Source organism: Pseudochryseolinea flava (genome assembly GCF_003286915.1).
GTDB lineage: Bacteria > Bacteroidota > Bacteroidia > Cytophagales > Cyclobacteriaceae > Ohtaekwangia > Ohtaekwangia flava.
In genome coordinates this window covers 80520-98194 of record NZ_QMFY01000018.1, presented here as the reverse complement: position 1 = coordinate 98194, position 17675 = coordinate 80520, and the positions used below count along the sequence as shown (strand labels likewise).

The following is a 17675-nucleotide window of genomic DNA, read 5'->3' as shown; positions in this document are numbered from 1 at the left end:
GATGAAGTTTTCTGACGTTCCAGGTCTTGATGACGTAAAAACACTGCTCACCGAGGCAGTCGCCAGCAATCACACGGCACATGCACAGTTATTTTTAGGGGTTGAAGGATCGCTAAACCTTCCAATGGCCCTCGCCTATGCAAATTATCTTCATTGCGAAAATAAAGGGGAGCACGATGCCTGCGGAACGTGTGCAGCGTGTTATAAAAATGCAAAGTTCATCCACCCCGACACACACTTTGTTTTTCCGCTCAGCAATGTAAAGAATGACAAAGATGAAGAACGTTTTAAAGCAGAGATCACCAAATCGTGGCGCGCTTTCTTAACAGAGCAACCCTTCGGAAACCTCGACGATTGGACGAACTACTACGGCGGTGAAGACAAAGCTGCTGCTATCTCACGCGAAGGAAGCAGAGAAATTATTAAAACACTCGCTTTAAAATCATTTGAAAGCAAGTATAAAGTGATGATTATCTGGCAGCCTGAGCTGATGCACCCCTCCGCTGCAAATGGTATTCTCAAGATTTTGGAAGAGCCTCCTCCGCTTACCTATTTCATTCTCGTTTCAAACGCATCGGAACGATTGTTGCCGACGATCATCTCAAGGACGCAAATTGTAACGGTACCGCTACTGGAAGACAAGGAAATAGAATCGTTGTTGATCAAAAAGCATGGCGTTGAAGAAGAACGTGCAGGAAAGGTAGCACAGCTTGCCGATGGAAACTTAAACCTCGCGCTTAGGCTACTTGAAAAACCCGACGATAACAATACACAGCGATTCATCGAATGGATGCGCGCGTGCTTTGGAAAGAAATACATCGTGTTGGTAAACTTCGCCGATGAGTATCATGCATTGGATAAGTTGAGCCAACGCAATATGCTGAGTTATGCCATGAACATGATTCGAGAGACATTGCTGCACTTATCAGGCGCTAATACCATCAATAGAACACGCGGAGAAGAACTCCGATTCGTTCAAGACTTTAGCAAAGTGATGACGGTATCGAAAGCAGAAAAGTCTTTCACGCTGATGAACGACGCGTCGTACCATCTCGAACGAAATGGTAGTGCCAAAATGATCTTCCTAGATCTGTCATTAAAATTATCCAGAGCGTTAACAACCAATTGAAAAACTCTTGCTGCATGAACAAAGTTATTCGCATCGGAACACGCGCTAGCAAGCTTGCCCTTTGGCAGGCCGAGCACATTGCCGAATTAATCAAACCTTCCGGCTACCGAACAGAACTTGTTCCGATGGAAACGAAAGGCGACAAGATCCTGGACGTAAGTATAGCCAAGATTGGAAGCAAGGGTGTATTCACCGAAGAAATTGAAGCCATGCTTTTAGATGGGTCGATCGACATCGCCGTGCACAGCGCGAAAGATCTCTCTTCAACACTACCAGAAGAGTTGGAACTTATCGCCTTCACAGAAAGAGAGCCTGTTAACGACGTGGTATTGAGTCGCCGCGGTGGTGTTGATCTTACGCATGATCGACTTCGCATCGGAACCTCGGCTACGAGACGTGTTGCCTTTGTGAAACACTTCTATCCGCAACTCACAACGGTATCGATACGCGGCAATCTGCAAACCCGTATCGCAAAATTAGAATCCGGTGAGTGCGATGCACTATTACTCGCATATGCCGGCGTACACCGCATGGGATTTGATAATTTGATTGTTGAGAAAATCCCGACCAGTTATTTTGTTCCGGCTGTTGGACAAGGAAGCATTGCCATTGAGTGCCACAAGAAACTTGCATTTGAAAAGAAAGAAGTAATTCGCCGTTGGGTGAATCACGAAGAAACAGAAAACTGTGTTCGTGCAGAGCGGGCTTTTCTGAAAACACTACAGGGTGGTTGCAGCATTCCAGCTTTCGGCTACGCGCATTACGAAGAGAATCTGATCACACTGAAGGCTGGCATTATTTCGTTAGATGGACAACGTGTTGTTAAAATTAAAAAATCATCTTCCTTAAATGATATCAAGGCATTGGGAGAATCGGTAGGACACGATGTATTGCAATCGGGCGGAAGAGAGATTTTGCAAGAGATTCGTCATAAAATGGCGTTGCAATAGCACATCGAACAAATCATTAACTTTGCCTGTTATACTTCAGATTTATGAAACGAATATTATCCATAACGCTTTTATCAATTAGTTTACTCATGACCAGCTGCGCACAAGACAAAGACTACGTCGTAACCATCAAGACCGAATACGGAGACATGGTGGCGATCCTCTATAATGAAACACCGCTTCACAAAGCAAACTTCCTCAAGCTTGCGAAAGAACATTTCTACGATAGCTTGCTCTTTCACCGCGTAATAGACGGCTTTATGATTCAAGGTGGCGACCCCGATTCTAAGAATGCTCCAGCAGGAAAGATGCTCGGACAAGGTGGACCTGGGTATACCGTTCCGGCAGAAATTAATGCTAAGTATTTTCATGAAAAGGGGGCACTCTCGGCAGCACGTCTTGGCGATAACATGAATCCAAGCAAAGCATCCAGCGGAAGTCAATTCTACATCGTTCAAGGTGGCCCTGTAAACACGGCACAGTTGAAGATCGATCCCATTAAGTTTAACGAAATGATGGGTACGTTCTTTAACAATCCAGCGAACAGTACATACCGCGATTCACTGATGGGCTTCGCACAGAAAAATGATCGTGAAGGATATGAAAAATGTCTCATGGACATCAAAGTAATTGCTGAAAAGGAAACCGGCATTAAAGCGGAGCGAGACATATCACCAGAAAAAGAGAAAGCTTACGGCTCCGTCGGTGGTACACCTCAACTCGACGACCAATACACGGTGTTTGGAAAAGTAATTAAAGGACTCGATGTGATCGACAAGATTGCCAAAGTTCAGAAAGATCGCTCTGACCGTCCTGTGAAAGATGTACGCATGACTGTTTCTGTTGAAGAAGTTTCTGTAAGCGAAATCGAAAAGTTATACGGCTACAAAGTAGAACCTGCACCGAAGAAATAAGCTTAAAGCAGAAAGTCGAAGACGGCGCGCTTCGCGGCGCTTAAAGCGCTAAAGTTTAATTTAAAATATATAATGCCTGAGAAAATATTCTCAGGCATTTCATTTGCATCTAAGGATGCCGCGAATGTGATAAAAATTATAACAATGAAAATTCTTGTAACGGGTTCAAATGGTTTGTTAGGACAAAAACTTTCGGTGTTGCTTCAACAGGATAAAAACGTTGAACTTATTGCTACTGCAAGAGGGAAATCTCATTTGGACATTACCAATGGACAATTCATTTCGCTGGACGTTTCAGACAAGCATGCAGTGGATGAAATTTTCTCACGTGTTAAACCTGATGTGGTCATTCATGGAGCCGCGATGACACAAGTGGATCAATGTGAGACGGATCGTGAAGCCTGCTGGAAAACAAATGTTGATGCTACACAATACATAACAGATGCCTGCATTCAACACAACACTCACCTGGTGCATGTATCTACCGATTTTATTTTTGATGGCAGTCACGGCCCGTTGGATGAAGAAGAAAAACCAAACCCCGTCAACTACTACGGCGAAAGTAAACTCGCTGCAGAGCAACTCATCATGCGTAGTCATGCAAGTTGGTCCATACTTCGCACTGTGCTTGTCTATGGCATCACCAATGATATGAGTCGCTCGAACATCGTGTTATGGGTAAAGAATAGTTTAGAACAAGGCAAGACCATTCAAGTTGTAAACGATCAATGGAGAACACCTACGCTTGCAGAAGATCTCGCCATGGGCTGTTATCTTGCTGCTATTAAAAAAGCAAAGGGTATCTACCATATCTCGGGAAAAGATTTCCTAACACCCTACGACATAGCGATTGCTACTGCCGACTATTTTAACCTCGACAAGTCTTTAATCCAAGCAACAGATTCTTCAAAGTTCAAACAACCTGCACGTCGACCGGCGAAGACAGGATTTATTATCGATAAGGCTAAGAAAGATCTTGGGTACGAACCGCATTCATTTCAGGAAGGAATTGGTGTGCTGGCGGAGCAGATACGCTAAAAGCTTAAAGCAAAAAGCAAAAAGCAGAAAGTTGAAAGTTGAAAGTTGAAAGTTGAAAGTTGATAAAAACAAAGGCTCAGCAATGCTGAGCCTTTGTTTTTTACTCGATCGGGCTTTTAGCTTTCTGCTTTCTGCTTTTTCAACGCGATGTAGTATAGTGGAATTCCGATGAGTACGATTAATAGTCCTGCGCCACTGAAAACTGGCTTCTGCCAGATTAAGAGCACACAGAAAGTTAATCCCATCACAATGTAAAGTGCTGGAAGCACAGGATAACCAAAGGCTTTGTATGGACGCGGCACATCAGGTCTTGTTTTGCGCAGGATAAAAATACCGGCAATGGTGAGTGCGTAGAAGATCACCACGACGAATGAAATCATATCCAACAAATCGCCATATCGTCCGCTTAAACACAAGAGACATGCCACTACACATTGTGCCCATAATGCCCACTGTGGTACAGCGTTTTTATTTAGTTCTCCGGCCTTTTTAAAGAATAAGCCATCTTGCGCCATCGTATAATAAACGCGCGCGCCTGCGAGGATCAATCCATTATTACAACCAAACGTCGAAACCATGATCAACACGGCGATCACGGTCTGTCCCGCAGGGCCGAATATCTGATTCGCTGCGGCAATCGCGAGTCGGTCTGCATTCGGATATGCGATGCCATCCAACGGAAGAACATACAAATACATCAAGTTAGCAGTTACGTAAAGTACCGTTACGATGAGTGTACCTAAGAAGAGGCTTAGCCCAATATTGCGTTGTGGATTCTTAATCTCACCCGCGATGAACGTTACATTGTTCCAAGCATCGCTACTGAACAACGAGCCGGTCATGGCGGCTGCAATCGCACCGAGCAACGCGATACCACCAATCTCCTTCCATCCTGTTGGCGTCACACCGTTATTGCCAACGCCCAGATCTTGCATGGCACCAAAACCAGTTTGCCAATTTGCAGACCAGTAGTTTTGTTTGACGAGCAGAAATCCGAAAACAATTAAGCCAAATACAGCGATAAGCTTCGACGCTGTAAATGTTGACTGAATGAGTTTACCTTCTTTCACACCACGCGTGTTCACCCAGGTGAGGAAAATGATCATAATAATGGCCGTGACCTGCGCCGCAGAAATATCGATGAAGCCCAACGGTAGCAGGATGTTGCTTTCACTCATCCATGGGAAGAGATATGCAGAAAATCTGGCAAATGCTACACCTACCGCAGCAATGGTTGCTGTTTGAATTACTGCGAAGAAACTCCAGCCGTACAAGAATCCGACGAGCGGATTGAATGCTTCTTTAAGATAAACATATTGACCACCAGCCTTGGGAAACATACCACTTAACTCGCCATAACTTACGGCGGCAACCATGGTCATAAATCCAGTGATCAACCAGACACCCACAAGCCATCCGGCACTTCCAACGTTTCGGGTGATGTCTGCACTAACTATAAAAATCCCAGAACCAATCATGGACCCCGCAACGATCATCGTTGCATCCCAGAGACCAAGGACTGGTTTAAATTTCGTTTCGCTCATGTAGGTTAGGTTAATTTAAGCGGGTAAGATAGTGAAAAAGTGTTCAAGTGCTCAAGTGTTCACGGTTCAGGTTTTTCGTGACGGATGATACAATAAAAACACATAAAGTCGCAACACTTTGAATACCCCCTCTCGTTTAATGGTTCACATTTTACAATTATCTTACTACCCCAAAGACAACGCTACCGGATTATGGAATTCCTCAAAAACAACTTTGCACGGGTCTACTATGACCAACAGCTCGACACGCTATTCTTGGAGTATACGAATAAGGTTCCGAATGATGCACAGTTCATTGCCGTTAACCAGGCTGTGCTCGATGCTTTTCTAAAACTTAAAACTCAAAAATTTGTCGCCGACATTCGGAAGATGGGAATCATTAGTCTGGGTGCACAAGATTGGGTTGTCAAAAATCTACTGCCCGGCATGTTCAAACATCTCAATGGTAAGAAGCTGTACCATGCTCAATTCCTGGACGCATCGGAAATACATCGAAAGTATCGGCAGGAAACATCAAGAATAAATCAACCAAAGTAGCCGACGATTTCGAAGTGGTTCAGTTTACGAATGAACCGGAACTGAAAGCGTATTTGCTTTCGATCAAATAAAAGTTAAAAGTTAAAAGTTTAAGGTTTAAGGTGCTTATCAGCGAGTGATATCGTCCAGGCAGTTCTAAACTAAAAAACTTTAACTTTTTACTTTCAACTTCTAAACCATTTCTTATCGGCATAAAATGTTCCGAACGGAACGAGGGATGCAATAAACGCGAGTAATGCTTTCCAGGACGGCCAGCGGTGTTCATCCCATACCAAATACAAGAAGACTATGTATGCAATAAAAAGCACGCCGTGGGCCATTCCTACAACACGCACAGCACCTGGCATGTTCGCATAATATTTCAATGGCATGGCAATGCCTAACAAAATCAAAAACGACATTCCCTCCAAAAATGCAACAACACGCAAACGTCCAAGCGATGTATTTAAAAGATTTGTCATCGTATTAAAAATAAAGTCCGGCAAAGATATTACCGGACTTGTTATGATACACTGATTGTTGAAAGATTATCATTCGCTAAACAACTCACAGAAATCGTTTACACCAATGTGACGATCCTTCGCACGGTAGTGGAGGTCTAACACCCCATGACTCAAACTTCCGCTACCTTCGATCTCATATCCATCCACAATTTGAAACGGTATATCAATCGAATTTCCATTGTAATATGCGTACACTTCAATACCATCGGCATACAAATCACGCAGCATTATCTCTGACGAACCATACGATCCCACTTTTGTAATCGTGACGCCATAGTAGTGAAATTCATCATACGTTCTACTGTAGTCTTCAACGTCGTAGTAGCCAGTAATCTGGTCGCGATGATCATAACGAGGCTCGACATAATAAACATCACATGAAGCCATTAATGTAATGACAAGTACCGCAAGCAAAACCTTTTTCATAATCGTAGTTATTGGGTTCTACAAGGGTAATTGCAAGTTTAAGGCCACATTTTTTTGTTATCGGTTTATTGGTTATCAGTTATCGGTGTGGTGGTAAACTGGCGTTTTAAAGGCACTTTGAGCTCCGACGTTGCCTGGAGAATCAATAATCCTTGCTACGCGTCCAAAGGTGGCTTTCAACTCTCTGCTTTAAGCTTAATTTTGCGGTGCTTATGAATGAATTGCGTATAATTTTTATGGGTACTCCGGAGTTTGCGGTGCCTAGTCTTGAAGTGTTGGTCGAAAACCAATTCAATGTAGTCGCTGTGATTACCGCACCCGATAAACCCCAAGGTCGTGGGCAGAAGATTGTTTATTCACCCGTGAAAGATGCGGCCTTAAAGCACAACATCCCGGTGCTTCAGCCCACAAATCTAAAAAGCCCGGAATTCATTGAAGCGCTAAAAAGCTATCAAGCTAATTTGCAAATCGTTGTTGCCTTCAGGATGCTTCCAGAGATCGTATGGAACATGCCGAGTCTTGGCACCTTCAACCTACACGCCTCACTCCTTCCTCAATATCGCGGTGCTGCGCCGATCAATTGGGCCATCATCAATGGCGAAAAGGAAACAGGCGTAACGACCTTCTTTTTACAACACGAGATTGACACAGGAAGTATAATCTTCCAAGAAAAAGAAACCATCGCCGACGACGATAGTGTTGGAACCCTCTACGAAAGGCTGATGCAAAAAGGATCACGACTGGTGTTAAAAACCGTTGAAGCAATCCAAGCAGGAACGTATCCTTCTGTACCGCAATCCATGAGCGAAGAAATCAAACATGCACCCAAAATTTTCAAAGAAACGTGCGAGATCAAGTGGGATCAATCTGCTGTTGACGTTGTAAACTTCGTTCGCGGTCTTAGTCCCTATCCGTCGGCATGGTGCACTTTAGCAGGAAAGACGTTTAAGATCTTTAAAACTTCTGTTGCATCGAAACAAGATCAGAATAGAAAACCTGGTGAATGGTGGAGTGACGACAAAACACAACTCTTGGTAAAAACTTCAGACGGTTGGATTCAAATCGACGAACTTCAACCTGAGGGAAAGAAGCGTATGAGTATTCAAGACTTCTTCAGAGGGAACAAACTTAACACGACGAACTAACACTATGAAAATATCACTGATCGCCGCGCTGGCTGAGAATCGTACGATAGGAAAGAATAACGATTTACCTTGGCAACTTCCCGATGACATGAAATATTTCATGGAAACCACGAAAGGTCATCACTGCATCATGGGAAGAAAAAACTATGATTCTATTCCAGCAAAGTTTCGCCCTTTAGCCAACCGTGAAAATATTGTCGTTACGCGACAGCATAATTTTACTGCGCCTGGCTGTACCGTTGTAAACAGTATCGAAGCAGGCATTGACATCGCTCGAAAAGCCAACGAGCACGAGACCTTCATTATCGGGGGAGCCGAAATCTATCGACAAAGTCTTTCGTACGCGGATCGTCTTTATCTAACGGAAATCAAAGCGACGGTGGACGGTGATACATTTTTCCCACCTGTTGATCATTCACAATGGAAGGAAATATCAAGAAGACATCACCCAACAGATGAAAAACATAAGTATGCTTTTGATTTTGTTGTTTATGAAAAGTGTTAATGGATAACAGTTAGTTCACGGGTCACGGATGACAGTTCACAGATAACAGTTCACGGTTCACGGTTCACGGATAACCGATAACAGATAACCGATAACCGATAACCGATAACTTTCGACTAGGCGACTTCTTCACCTGGTTGGGTCTTCCATCGCTCATGCATCCATACCCATTGCTCGGGGTGTTTGCGAATTACATCTTCAATAAATGTTGTGAGCACTTGCGTGTTGTAGACCATATCTACTTCGTCATCTCCTGTGATATGCATGGGGATCTCCGGAAGAATATGCATGTGTTGTTTCCAATCACTTCCGAGATGAACGTATGTTGGCACGATCGCGGCTCCGGTTTTCAATGCGAGGACTGTAGCGCCGACAGGAGTGGCGGCTGGCTTCCCGAAAAAATTTACAAAACGGCTTTTTACTTTGGTATCTTGATCGATCAGTAATGCCACTGAGCCTCCTGATTTCAAAATCTTGATCATGCGAAAAGTCTCACGCCCGCGTTCGATGGCGATGGCGCCATGTCCATTGCGATAGTCCCAGAGTAACTTATTCAAGCGTTCGTCTTTCAACGGTGTTCCGATGATGTTGGGGTTAAGGCCACGCATGGCCATTGTGGTCACTTGTAAATCAAACGCACCGAGGTGACAGGTTAAGAAGATCACGCCTTTGTTCTTCTTGTTAGCGGCTTCAAAATTCTCAAAGCCATCAACGACTAAAAACTGTTCCAATTGATCGATGGTTTTAATGCGTGAGGCACGTAAGATTTCCCCTGCATTTTTGCCAAGCATTTCAAATGATTTTTTAGACAAGCGTTTAATGTCCGCTTCACTTTTCTCATTTCCGAAAGCAAAGATTAGATGGCGCTGTGTGAGCCTTCTTGTTTGACTGGCAAACAGGTAGGCCAGTCTGCCGAGGAAGCCGCAGAATCGAAGCCAAAGCACCCTAGGCGTGATTTGTGAAATGAAGATGAGAAACTGCACAAAACGGTACACGATAGCATACCTGACTTTTCTCCTAAATTTTTTAACACTTCCCATGAATCGCGAAGATAACTTTTAATTAATTGGAAGTAAATTTCAACGTGAAAACACTGTATATCGTTCGCCACGCCAAATCCAGCTGGAGCGACCCGCTCGCGGATGACTTTGACCGCCCTCTGAATGAACGCGGAAAACGCGATGCCCCGCGCATGGGCAAACGCCTGAAGGAAAAGGGCATTCTCCCCACGTTGATGATCACCAGCCCTGCGAAACGCGCGCGAGCTACTGCCCGACGCATCGCCAAAGCACTTCAATACAAAAAGGACGACATCAAAGAAGAACGCAAGCTATACCATGCCGAGGAAGACGTTATCCTCGATGTGATCCGAAACCTGAAAGACAAACACAACAGCGTAATGCTTTTTGGCCACAACCCAGGGCTAACAAATTTTGTAAACTCACTTCAAGACAAAGAGTTTGACATTGACAATATTCCAACCTGCGGTGTTGCTGCTTTTCAGTTAAAGATCGACTCTTGGAAGGAACTATCGTGGGGTAAAGGAACGATGGTGTTCTTCGATTACCCGAAACGATTGGATGACTAATCGTAGTACACAGGATTATTTTTTAGAACAGTCGCGGTAGGATGTCATGCAAATTCATCATACCTACAGACGCAACGATGCGTATTGCGATGAACTTGACACCGACGCTGTATTCACCGGCGTTGTACAATTATCGACAGGGAAAGTCGCGCTACTTTCACAAAATCTGCTTACGGCTAGCATTAGACCTCACGATAAATGCTTCGTTAAACAATTGTGCGAAGTCCGTAAAGCACGTTTTCAACTATGATACATTTTTTGTAACTTCTCTTACCCTTCCGCCCATCCTTTCAATTTACGACTTATGACAACGGATCAAAGCATTTTAAATCGATTGCAGAAAAATTGGCGTATTGAGTCCTTCGACTTCCACCTAAGAGGTTATTGGGATCTTGACGATTCTTCTGAAAAAATCTTCGACCTGAGAAATATTCAGCTACGTCCTACCGGGAATTCATTTAAGCAGGATGTTCCCTACTTTTCTATTCGGAACAAAACGCATATCATTCAATTTGACAATAATGCGTTCTATGAAATTGAACATCTTGACGATAATGGGCTTGTACTTACCTACTGCGTGATTGGCGAAGAAGATGAACTCGCCAAAGTATTTACAATACGACTTCGGGTGTAAACTCCTCTTGGCACAATTTGTACTACGGCAACAACGCTACTACTTTCTGAGCCAACCTAATATCCGATCGTTGTCAATCCACCATTTTCCATCTTCATGTATTAATTTGAATCGTGCACGTGACTTCCCGAAAGCACCTGGATTCTGCTGTATGATTTCAATTTCATCGTCGTCGATGCTTGCAATGATCGAAACATGTCCGTACGGGTTGCCGCTAGTTGCCGAGTAAACTAAAAGATCATTTTCCTGAGGCTTTGATTTACTTCTGTTTCTGTATTGCGTTAAATCGCGACGCACATTTGACGTTCCGTCATCAAGCGATTGATCAAAAAAATCTTTTGCATTCCCATAACTATCAGGCATCTTGTGCTGAAGATGTTGATAGTAGTAACGCTTCACAAATTCAACGCATTGATATTTGATGCCGAGATTATAGCCATCACTTGATAGATTCCTTTCCCCGACATTCGAAACGTCGCCATTGTAATAAACCACTACACCATGAAGGCTGTCGACGGGATCTCCCACACGTAATGTTGCGAGCACTTGCGCTTTTCTCCAGGGCACGAAGTACAGCCCCACAATAGCAAGTGTAAGTATTGCGATGATGACGATCTTCTTCATGATTATATTTCGCTACGAAGTGCTGTTTTTCACAAACACGGATAGCTAAAACAAATGTTTCGGAATGTCCCACACTCTTTTCTTCAGCACACCGAATTCCCTGAACCTGTAACCGATCAGAATTTTAAACAGGTTATTGGCACTGCTCAATCGCGCGGTTTCGAATTTTGCCGTATTGGCCTGGCTCATGAAACTTATACCACCGAAAATATAATCTCCGTTATAGCCAAGACCGATTCGCGCAGAAACGTAAGCGTTAAACCTGATATCGTGCTTCGGTTTTGCATCGTCGGGGGTGTACGTAATCCAATTATGCGACGGCCCTACAGCCAAGGCTCCGTTGAGAAAAAAACCTTTATAAATCAGACTGTAAGTATATCCTGGTGCTAAGCTGAGTGAGGTAACTTGAATTGATTTGATTTTTGAATCGATGCCGAACTCCGATTGATATGTTTGTCCCAACAATGCCGAATCCGCCGCGGCACGAAAACTATTCAAAGAACTCACCAGTAAGAACGATCCCGAGCTTCGTAGTTGACGCTCAATGTAGTTGTATGCCGACCGAAACGAGAACTTGTTGTAGTTAAACGTATAGTTGATCGATACGCCATAATTTCTCGTGGTAATATCTGGGCGCTGAGGAAATGGCGTACCAGAAGCAACCTTTCGCGCGCCATCGTTAATATAAAAACCGCTGTACTTTTGATAATATAAATCGCTTCCCCATTTTTTTCCCAGCACGTTCAACTGAATGTCCCGTGCCGACGACTCGCCATAAATGTATTTACTTTGTTCATCCAACGGTACAGCAAACGCAAGCTCAAGTGCGAGCTCAAATACGTATAACCCAACACCGAAACTATAAGGTTTATTGGATTCAAAAGCTACTCTGCGATCGCCATCGGTAATGCGTTCTAGTTCAAAAGCCAGTTTACGCTGTTTGATTACGGGCCATAAAAAAAAATGATCAGGAAAGGGTTTGATGTAATTCGCCCTTAGCGAGTCTCCAGCACTTCTTGGATACTTCGTCACAACAATATCGTCTTGCGCCGATAAAGCCGTGTAGAAAAAAACGAAAAGTATAATTAGTACTTTCTTCATCAAAGGATAAACTCGCTCAAATCTCTGTTTTTCACCAGGCCATTCAATTTCTCCTTCACCATTTCTGCATTCACAACTATTCTTGCGTTTGGCCCAATCTTATCTGGAACATCGAATAAGAATTCATTTAACAAACGACTCATAACCGTTTGTAATCTTCTTGCGCCGATATTCTCCACTTCTGCATTGATGGTGAAAGCAGTTTGGGCAATCTCATCCAATGCATCGCTTGTAAAATTAATTTCCACGCCTTCCGCTTCAAACAAAGCTTGATACTGTTTCGTCAAAGCGTTTTTTGGTTCTTTTAAAATGCTAATGAAGTCTTCACGCGTCAAATTGTTAAGCTCCACGCGTATCGGAAAACGTCCTTGCAATTCCGGAATCAGATCAGACGGTTTTGAGATATGAAAAGCTCCCGCTGCAATAAACAGCACATGATCCGTCTTGATGATGCCGTGCTTTGTATTGACGGTACTCCCTTCTACGATTGGCAATAAGTCACGTTGAACACCTTCACGACTCACGTCAGGACCTCCACCACCTTTACGTGCGCCGGAAGCAATCTTATCAATCTCATCGATAAAGATTATTCCGGCATCCTCGGCGCGTCGAATAGCTTCGTCCTTCACTTCGTCCATATCGATCAACTTCGCAGCTTCTTCTTCTAAAAGAATTCGGCGTGCTTCCTCAACAGTGACCTTCCGTTTCTTACTCTTCTTGGGCATCATACCGTTGAGCATCTCCTGCAGGTTCATCATCGACACTTCATCCATCATGCCGGCGCCAACCATTCCGACGTTTGATCCACTGCCACCTTTAATATTGATCTCAATCTTTCGATCATCAAGCTCACCTCTCCTGATTTTTTCACGAAAATGTGATCGCGTACGCTCATTTAACTCAACATCATTTTCCGGTGGATCTTGGCTGTTGTTTTCATTCTGCGAAAAGCCAGTAGGTCTCGAATGTTGTTTAACGGGAGGGATAAGCGCATCAAGGATGATATCTTCGACAGCTTGCGCCGCTTTCTCTTTCACTTCTTCTTTTTTACGCGCCTTCACAAGGTTGACAGACTGTTCAACGAGATCGCGTACCATACTTTCAACATCGCGCCCAACGTAACCAACTTCCGTAAATTTCGAAGCTTCTACCTTTACAAAAGGAGCATCAGCGATGCGTGCTAATCGGCGCGCAATCTCCGTTTTACCAACACCCGTCGCACCAATCATTAAGATGTTGTTCGGCACAATTTCACCTTGAATGTCCGACTTCGTATTCATTCTGCGCCAGCGATTTCGCAATGCTATAGCTACATTTCGCTTGGCTTCATGTTGACCTATAATATATTTATCGAGTTCAGCCACGATCTGTTGTGGCGTGAGGTATTTTGCGTCCATCATAACTTTCTTTTGATTATGCTATCAATATTTTTCGACAGGGTAAACCCATACCCTGCGTTCCCAACGACATAGCCATTGCGACTAAAAACGAAGTCGAACGATTTTATCTGCAGAGAAAATCCGAATGTCACACCCGCGATACCTCCACCGTTCTCAAGCTTTAACTCTTGATGCACTAAATAGTTATACCCCAGGAGGACGTTGAATTTTCGATGTATTAAAATCTCGGCGCCAAAGTTAAAACGTCGCAGTACTTTATCCAATGCACGCGGTTTGTCCATATCCGATGAAGCATTGTAATATGTAACATCATCCTCGTCCAAATTATAGGCCGTTAATGAGAATCGTATCGGCATGTGTTCAGGCTTAAACGTTGTCCCTATCTGAACGTCGAATGGAAGCGAAGGGCGGTCCTGCGCAGTGTAATCCGACGATACAAATCCGAAATTTTTAATCACTAACCCGACAGTCAAATCTTTGTGAGGATGAATGAAACATCCACCGAGGTCAAACAATACTCCACTTGCCCGGTAGCCCGCAATGTTGGAGAAAACCATTTTCAAATTGGCGCCTAATCGAAATGATGATACAAGATGTGACTTGCTTATGACAAGGGCTGTCTCCGAAGATTTAAAATCGCCAAGTTCAACGCCGGTCGCATCGTAGCTTGTTATCGTGCCATACCCAAGATGTTGTACACCGAAAGAGAGCATTCCTATTTTACGAAAACGATGTGCGTATGCAAAGGTAGCCTCACCAACGTCGGCTACATAAAACATGTAGCTCGCTGTACCTATACCCGCTAACGTGTCGCCCGCTAACGATGGATTTGAAAAAAGCAAGTTGAGATCTTTGTCGCGATGTGATACGTTCACACCGCCGAGTCCGGCGAGACGTCCATGATTTGGAACATTCAGGAACTCAAAAGACTTTTGTCCGCCGATTTGCGCGAAGACTGTGAGCGATCCCAATTGAAGCAATACAAAAAATAAAGTCTTCCGCACAGTAAGCAATTTTGCTGTTATTTCTGAAAACAACCTCTCTGCAACGACAGACAGGTCTGGATTCTACACCAATTGAATTCCAGGCGCGCTATTATCTTTAGGTTGTTCTGTAAAAACAAACTTCATCTGCTCTTTCACTTTATCCTTCAGCAACGCTACGCCCAATACCTGATCAACCGTTTCTACATAATGAAACGTCAACCCTTTCAAATAGTGTTTCTCTATCTCATCGATATCGCGCTTATTCTTAGCACTCAATACAATTTCACGAATACCACTTCGCTTGGCCGCCAAGATCTTCTCTTTAATCCCCCCTACCGGCAATACTTTACCGCGCAATGTGATCTCGCCCGTCATCGCCAACTTCGCCTTGATTTTTCGTTGCGTATAGATTGACGCCAGTGACGTGAACATCGTGATACCTGCGGAAGGTCCATCCTTCGGAACCGCCCCCGCAGGAACGTGAATGTGCAAATCATATTGCTGGAAAACCCGATGATCGATGGACAAACTTTCTGCGTTCGATTTAAGGTAAGAAAGCGCAGCTACAGCCGACTCTTTCATCACGTCGCCAAGTTGCCCTGAGATCGTCAATGCACCGCGTCCTTTGTTTAGACTCGATTCGACAAAAAGAATCTCGCCGCCCACTTGTGTCCAGGCCAAACCTGTTACCACGCCAGCGATATCATTTCCCTGGTAGAGTTCTTCGTCGAAAATTTCTGCGCCCAATACTTTGCGCACTGTTTCCTCAGTGACATTCTTATCGAACTCTTCTTCGAGTGCGACAGACTTTGCAATACTTCTTGCGAGTTGACCGATCTTACGCTCAAGGTTACGAACGCCGGATTCACGCGTGTATTGGTTTACAACTTTGGCAATCGCGGCTTTTGAGAATTTTGCATCCGCATTTTTTAATCCGTGTTCTTTAAGCTGCTTCGGAATCAAATGTTTGATCGCGATCTCAATTTTCTCCTCCTGCGTATAGCCTGTTACTTCAATGATCTCCATGCGATCGCGCAATGCGGGTTGAATTGTATCCAGCGAATTGGCGGTAGCAATGAAGAGCACTTTGGAAAGGTCATACTCTACTTCAAGATAGTTGTCTCCGAAAGTATTATTCTGTTCTGGATCCAATACTTCAAGTAATGCCGACGAGGGATCGCCGCGAAAATCCGACTTCACTTTATCAATTTCATCGAGGATGAAAACAGGATTCGACGACTGTGATTTCTTGATATGTTGTAGCACTTTACCTGGCATCGCACCGACATAGGTCTTACGATGTCCACGGATCTCTGCTTCGTCATGAACGCCCCCTAGCGACATGCGTACGTATTTACGTTGCAAAGCTTTGGCGATTGATTTTCCCAATGATGTTTTACCAACTCCCGGAGGACCATACAAACAGAGAATAGGTCCCTTCATATCTTGCTTCAGCTTGAGCACCGCCAAATATTCGAGAATTCTATTCTTAACCTTGTCGAGTCCGAAATGATCTTGGTCAAGAATTTTCTTTGCACGCTTTAGATCGAAGTCGTCAACCGTGTAATCTTCCCACGGAAGATCAAGCATAAACTCAACATAGTTCATGGCTACGGGATACTCGGCCGCCATGGGATTAATCCGCAGGAGTTTGTCGAGTTCTTTGTTGAAATGATCCATGGCTGCCTTGGGCCATTTTTTGGCTTCAGCACGCTTGCGAAATTTCTCTACCTCTTTGTCAGGACCATCGTAACCAAGTTCATCTTGAAGAACTTTAATCTGTTGACGAAGGAAATAATCGCGTTGTTGTTGGTCGATGTCGGTATGGACCTTTTTCTGGATCTCATGTTTGATCTCCAACATCTGAATGTCCTTCAACATATACTGCAGTAACAATGTACCGCGGTCGATGATGTTCTGAGTTTCGAGAATTTTTTGCTTGTCGACTACCTCGACGTTCAGATTCGAAGAGAGGAAGTGCACCAAGAACGACATGCTCGATATGTTATCGAGCGCTACTTGAGCTTCTTGCGGAATTTCAGGGTTCAGCTTCAATACTTTCGTGGCAGCATCTTTCAACGATTGGGTCAAGGCTTTCGCTTCCTTACCATCAACGTTCATCGTTGGCTCCGTCTGAAGTGTAATCTTCGCTGTGAGATATGGATCTTCCTGGACAAACTCGTTGATTTCGAAACGATTTTTTCCTTGTATGATGATAGTGGTATTTCCATCAGGTAATACCAGCATTTTGATGATCCTAGCAACCGTACCCACACGGTATAGATCTTCAATGGCAGGCTCTTCAGCTTGCGCGTTTTTTTGTGCGACAACGCCAATAATCCGATTTCCTTGATATGCTTTCTTGACAAGTTTGATCGACTTTTGACGACCAACGGTGATGGGAATAACAACACCAGGAAACAGAACCGTATTTTTTATCGGCAGAATAGAAAGTTCTTCGGGAAGGTCTTCTGGTTTGAGATCCGAATCCTGCTCAGGATTGATGAGTTGAATCAGGTCTTCCGAATCTTCTTGAACCAATTGTATAGGGAGTGCTTTAAACATGTTTTATCGTGTGTCAATCTGGCACAACACCCCGTCTATCGAGGTTATTGTATCCAGGGCTGCGTAAGGGACAATACTAGTGCCAA

The 17675-nt window shown here is 44.0% G+C and carries 18 protein-coding genes; 9 read left to right on the top strand and 9 right to left on the bottom strand.

Annotated elements, in window-relative coordinates; translation table 11 throughout:
* Nucleotide 1: 1 nt before the first annotated feature.
* The 4 genes from DQQ10_RS24165 to DQQ10_RS24150 all read left to right on the top strand — a co-directional run bounded on the left by DQQ10_RS24165 (nt 2) and on the right by DQQ10_RS24150 (nt 4031).
* On the top strand, nt 2-1129 hold the full coding sequence (locus DQQ10_RS24165; RefSeq protein WP_112749511.1) for a DNA polymerase III subunit: 1128 nt from the start codon (nt 2-4) through the stop codon (nt 1127-1129).
* A 14-nt stretch (nt 1130-1143) separates the two neighbouring features.
* Entirely contained in the window at nt 1144-2079 is a 936-nt protein-coding gene (gene hemC, locus DQQ10_RS24160) for a hydroxymethylbilane synthase (protein WP_112749510.1), read from the top strand.
* 44 nt (nt 2080-2123) lie between these two features.
* On the top strand, nt 2124-2993 hold the full coding sequence (locus tag DQQ10_RS24155; RefSeq protein ID WP_112749509.1) for a peptidylprolyl isomerase: 870 nt from the start codon (nt 2124-2126) through the stop codon (nt 2991-2993).
* 144 nt (nt 2994-3137) lie between these two features.
* Nucleotides 3138-4031 carry an SDR family oxidoreductase gene (locus DQQ10_RS24150; RefSeq protein WP_112749532.1) on the top strand — a complete coding sequence of 298 codons (894 nt, stop codon included), beginning with the start codon at nt 3138-3140 and terminating at the stop codon, nt 4029-4031.
* 116 nt (nt 4032-4147) lie between these two features.
* Here the strand turns inward: DQQ10_RS24150 and DQQ10_RS24145 are convergent, their stop codons facing one another.
* A complete protein-coding gene (locus DQQ10_RS24145; RefSeq protein WP_112749508.1) occupies nt 4148-5575 on the bottom strand; it encodes an APC family permease in 1428 nt (475 codons plus the stop codon).
* 192 nt (nt 5576-5767) lie between these two features.
* Here DQQ10_RS24145 and DQQ10_RS24140 point away from each other — a divergent pair, with 192 nt between their 5' ends.
* Nucleotides 5768-6112, top strand: coding sequence for a hypothetical protein (locus DQQ10_RS24140; protein WP_112749507.1), 345 nt, complete (start codon nt 5768-5770; stop codon nt 6110-6112).
* Nucleotides 6113-6276: 164 nt separating this feature from the next.
* On the opposite strand, the gene DQQ10_RS24135 is transcribed toward DQQ10_RS24140, so the two are convergent.
* Entirely contained in the window at nt 6277-6573 is a 297-nt protein-coding gene (locus tag DQQ10_RS24135; RefSeq protein ID WP_112749506.1) for a DUF3817 domain-containing protein, read from the bottom strand.
* 69 nt (nt 6574-6642) lie between these two features.
* Nucleotides 6643-7041: a hypothetical protein gene (locus tag DQQ10_RS24130; protein ID WP_112749505.1), complete on the bottom strand. Its 399-nt coding sequence runs from the start codon at nt 7039-7041 to the stop codon at nt 6643-6645.
* A 212-nt stretch (nt 7042-7253) separates the two neighbouring features.
* Here DQQ10_RS24130 and fmt point away from each other — a divergent pair, with 212 nt between their 5' ends.
* Both fmt and DQQ10_RS24120 read left to right on the top strand, forming a co-directional pair.
* A complete protein-coding gene (gene fmt / locus DQQ10_RS24125) occupies nt 7254-8186 on the top strand; it encodes a methionyl-tRNA formyltransferase (RefSeq protein ID WP_221409784.1) in 933 nt (310 codons plus the stop codon).
* Between the two features lie 4 nt (nt 8187-8190).
* The gene (locus DQQ10_RS24120; protein WP_112749503.1) at nt 8191-8691 is read left to right on the top strand and encodes a dihydrofolate reductase; all 501 of its coding nucleotides are present in this window, start codon (nt 8191-8193) and stop codon (nt 8689-8691) included.
* Between the two features lie 116 nt (nt 8692-8807).
* Here the strand turns inward: DQQ10_RS24120 and DQQ10_RS24115 are convergent, their stop codons facing one another.
* Nucleotides 8808-9731, bottom strand: coding sequence for a lysophospholipid acyltransferase family protein (locus DQQ10_RS24115; protein ID WP_112749502.1), 924 nt, complete (start codon nt 9729-9731; stop codon nt 8808-8810).
* Nucleotides 9732-9775: 44 nt separating this feature from the next.
* Here DQQ10_RS24115 and DQQ10_RS24110 point away from each other — a divergent pair, with 44 nt between their 5' ends.
* Nucleotides 9776-10279 (top strand): SixA phosphatase family protein, encoded by a 504-nt coding sequence (locus tag DQQ10_RS24110; protein WP_112749531.1) that lies wholly within the window; start codon nt 9776-9778, stop codon nt 10277-10279.
* Between the two features lie 304 nt (nt 10280-10583).
* Nucleotides 10584-10913: a hypothetical protein gene (locus tag DQQ10_RS24100; RefSeq protein ID WP_112749500.1), complete on the top strand. Its 330-nt coding sequence runs from the start codon at nt 10584-10586 to the stop codon at nt 10911-10913.
* Nucleotides 10914-10952: 39 nt separating this feature from the next.
* On the opposite strand, the gene DQQ10_RS24095 is transcribed toward DQQ10_RS24100, so the two are convergent.
* The 5 genes from DQQ10_RS24095 to lon form a co-directional block, all read right to left on the bottom strand.
* A complete protein-coding gene (locus DQQ10_RS24095) occupies nt 10953-11537 on the bottom strand; it encodes a CHAP domain-containing protein (RefSeq protein ID WP_112749499.1) in 585 nt (194 codons plus the stop codon).
* Between the two features lie 45 nt (nt 11538-11582).
* Nucleotides 11583-12638 (bottom strand): DUF4421 family protein, encoded by a 1056-nt coding sequence (locus tag DQQ10_RS24090; protein ID WP_112749498.1) that lies wholly within the window; start codon nt 12636-12638, stop codon nt 11583-11585.
* Nucleotides 12638-14038, bottom strand: coding sequence for an ATP-dependent protease ATPase subunit HslU (gene hslU, locus DQQ10_RS24085; protein WP_112749497.1), 1401 nt, complete (start codon nt 14036-14038; stop codon nt 12638-12640). Before hslU ends, DQQ10_RS24090 begins: the two co-directional genes overlap by 1 nt.
* Nucleotides 14035-15042 (bottom strand): type IX secretion system protein PorQ, encoded by a 1008-nt coding sequence (gene porQ, locus DQQ10_RS24080; protein ID WP_165824100.1) that lies wholly within the window; start codon nt 15040-15042, stop codon nt 14035-14037. Before porQ ends, hslU begins: the two co-directional genes overlap by 4 nt.
* Before the next feature lie 63 nt (nt 15043-15105).
* Nucleotides 15106-17589, bottom strand: a complete 2484-nt coding sequence (lon, locus tag DQQ10_RS24075; RefSeq protein WP_112749495.1) for an endopeptidase La — start codon at nt 17587-17589, stop codon at nt 15106-15108.
* Nucleotides 17590-17675 lie beyond the last annotated feature (86 nt).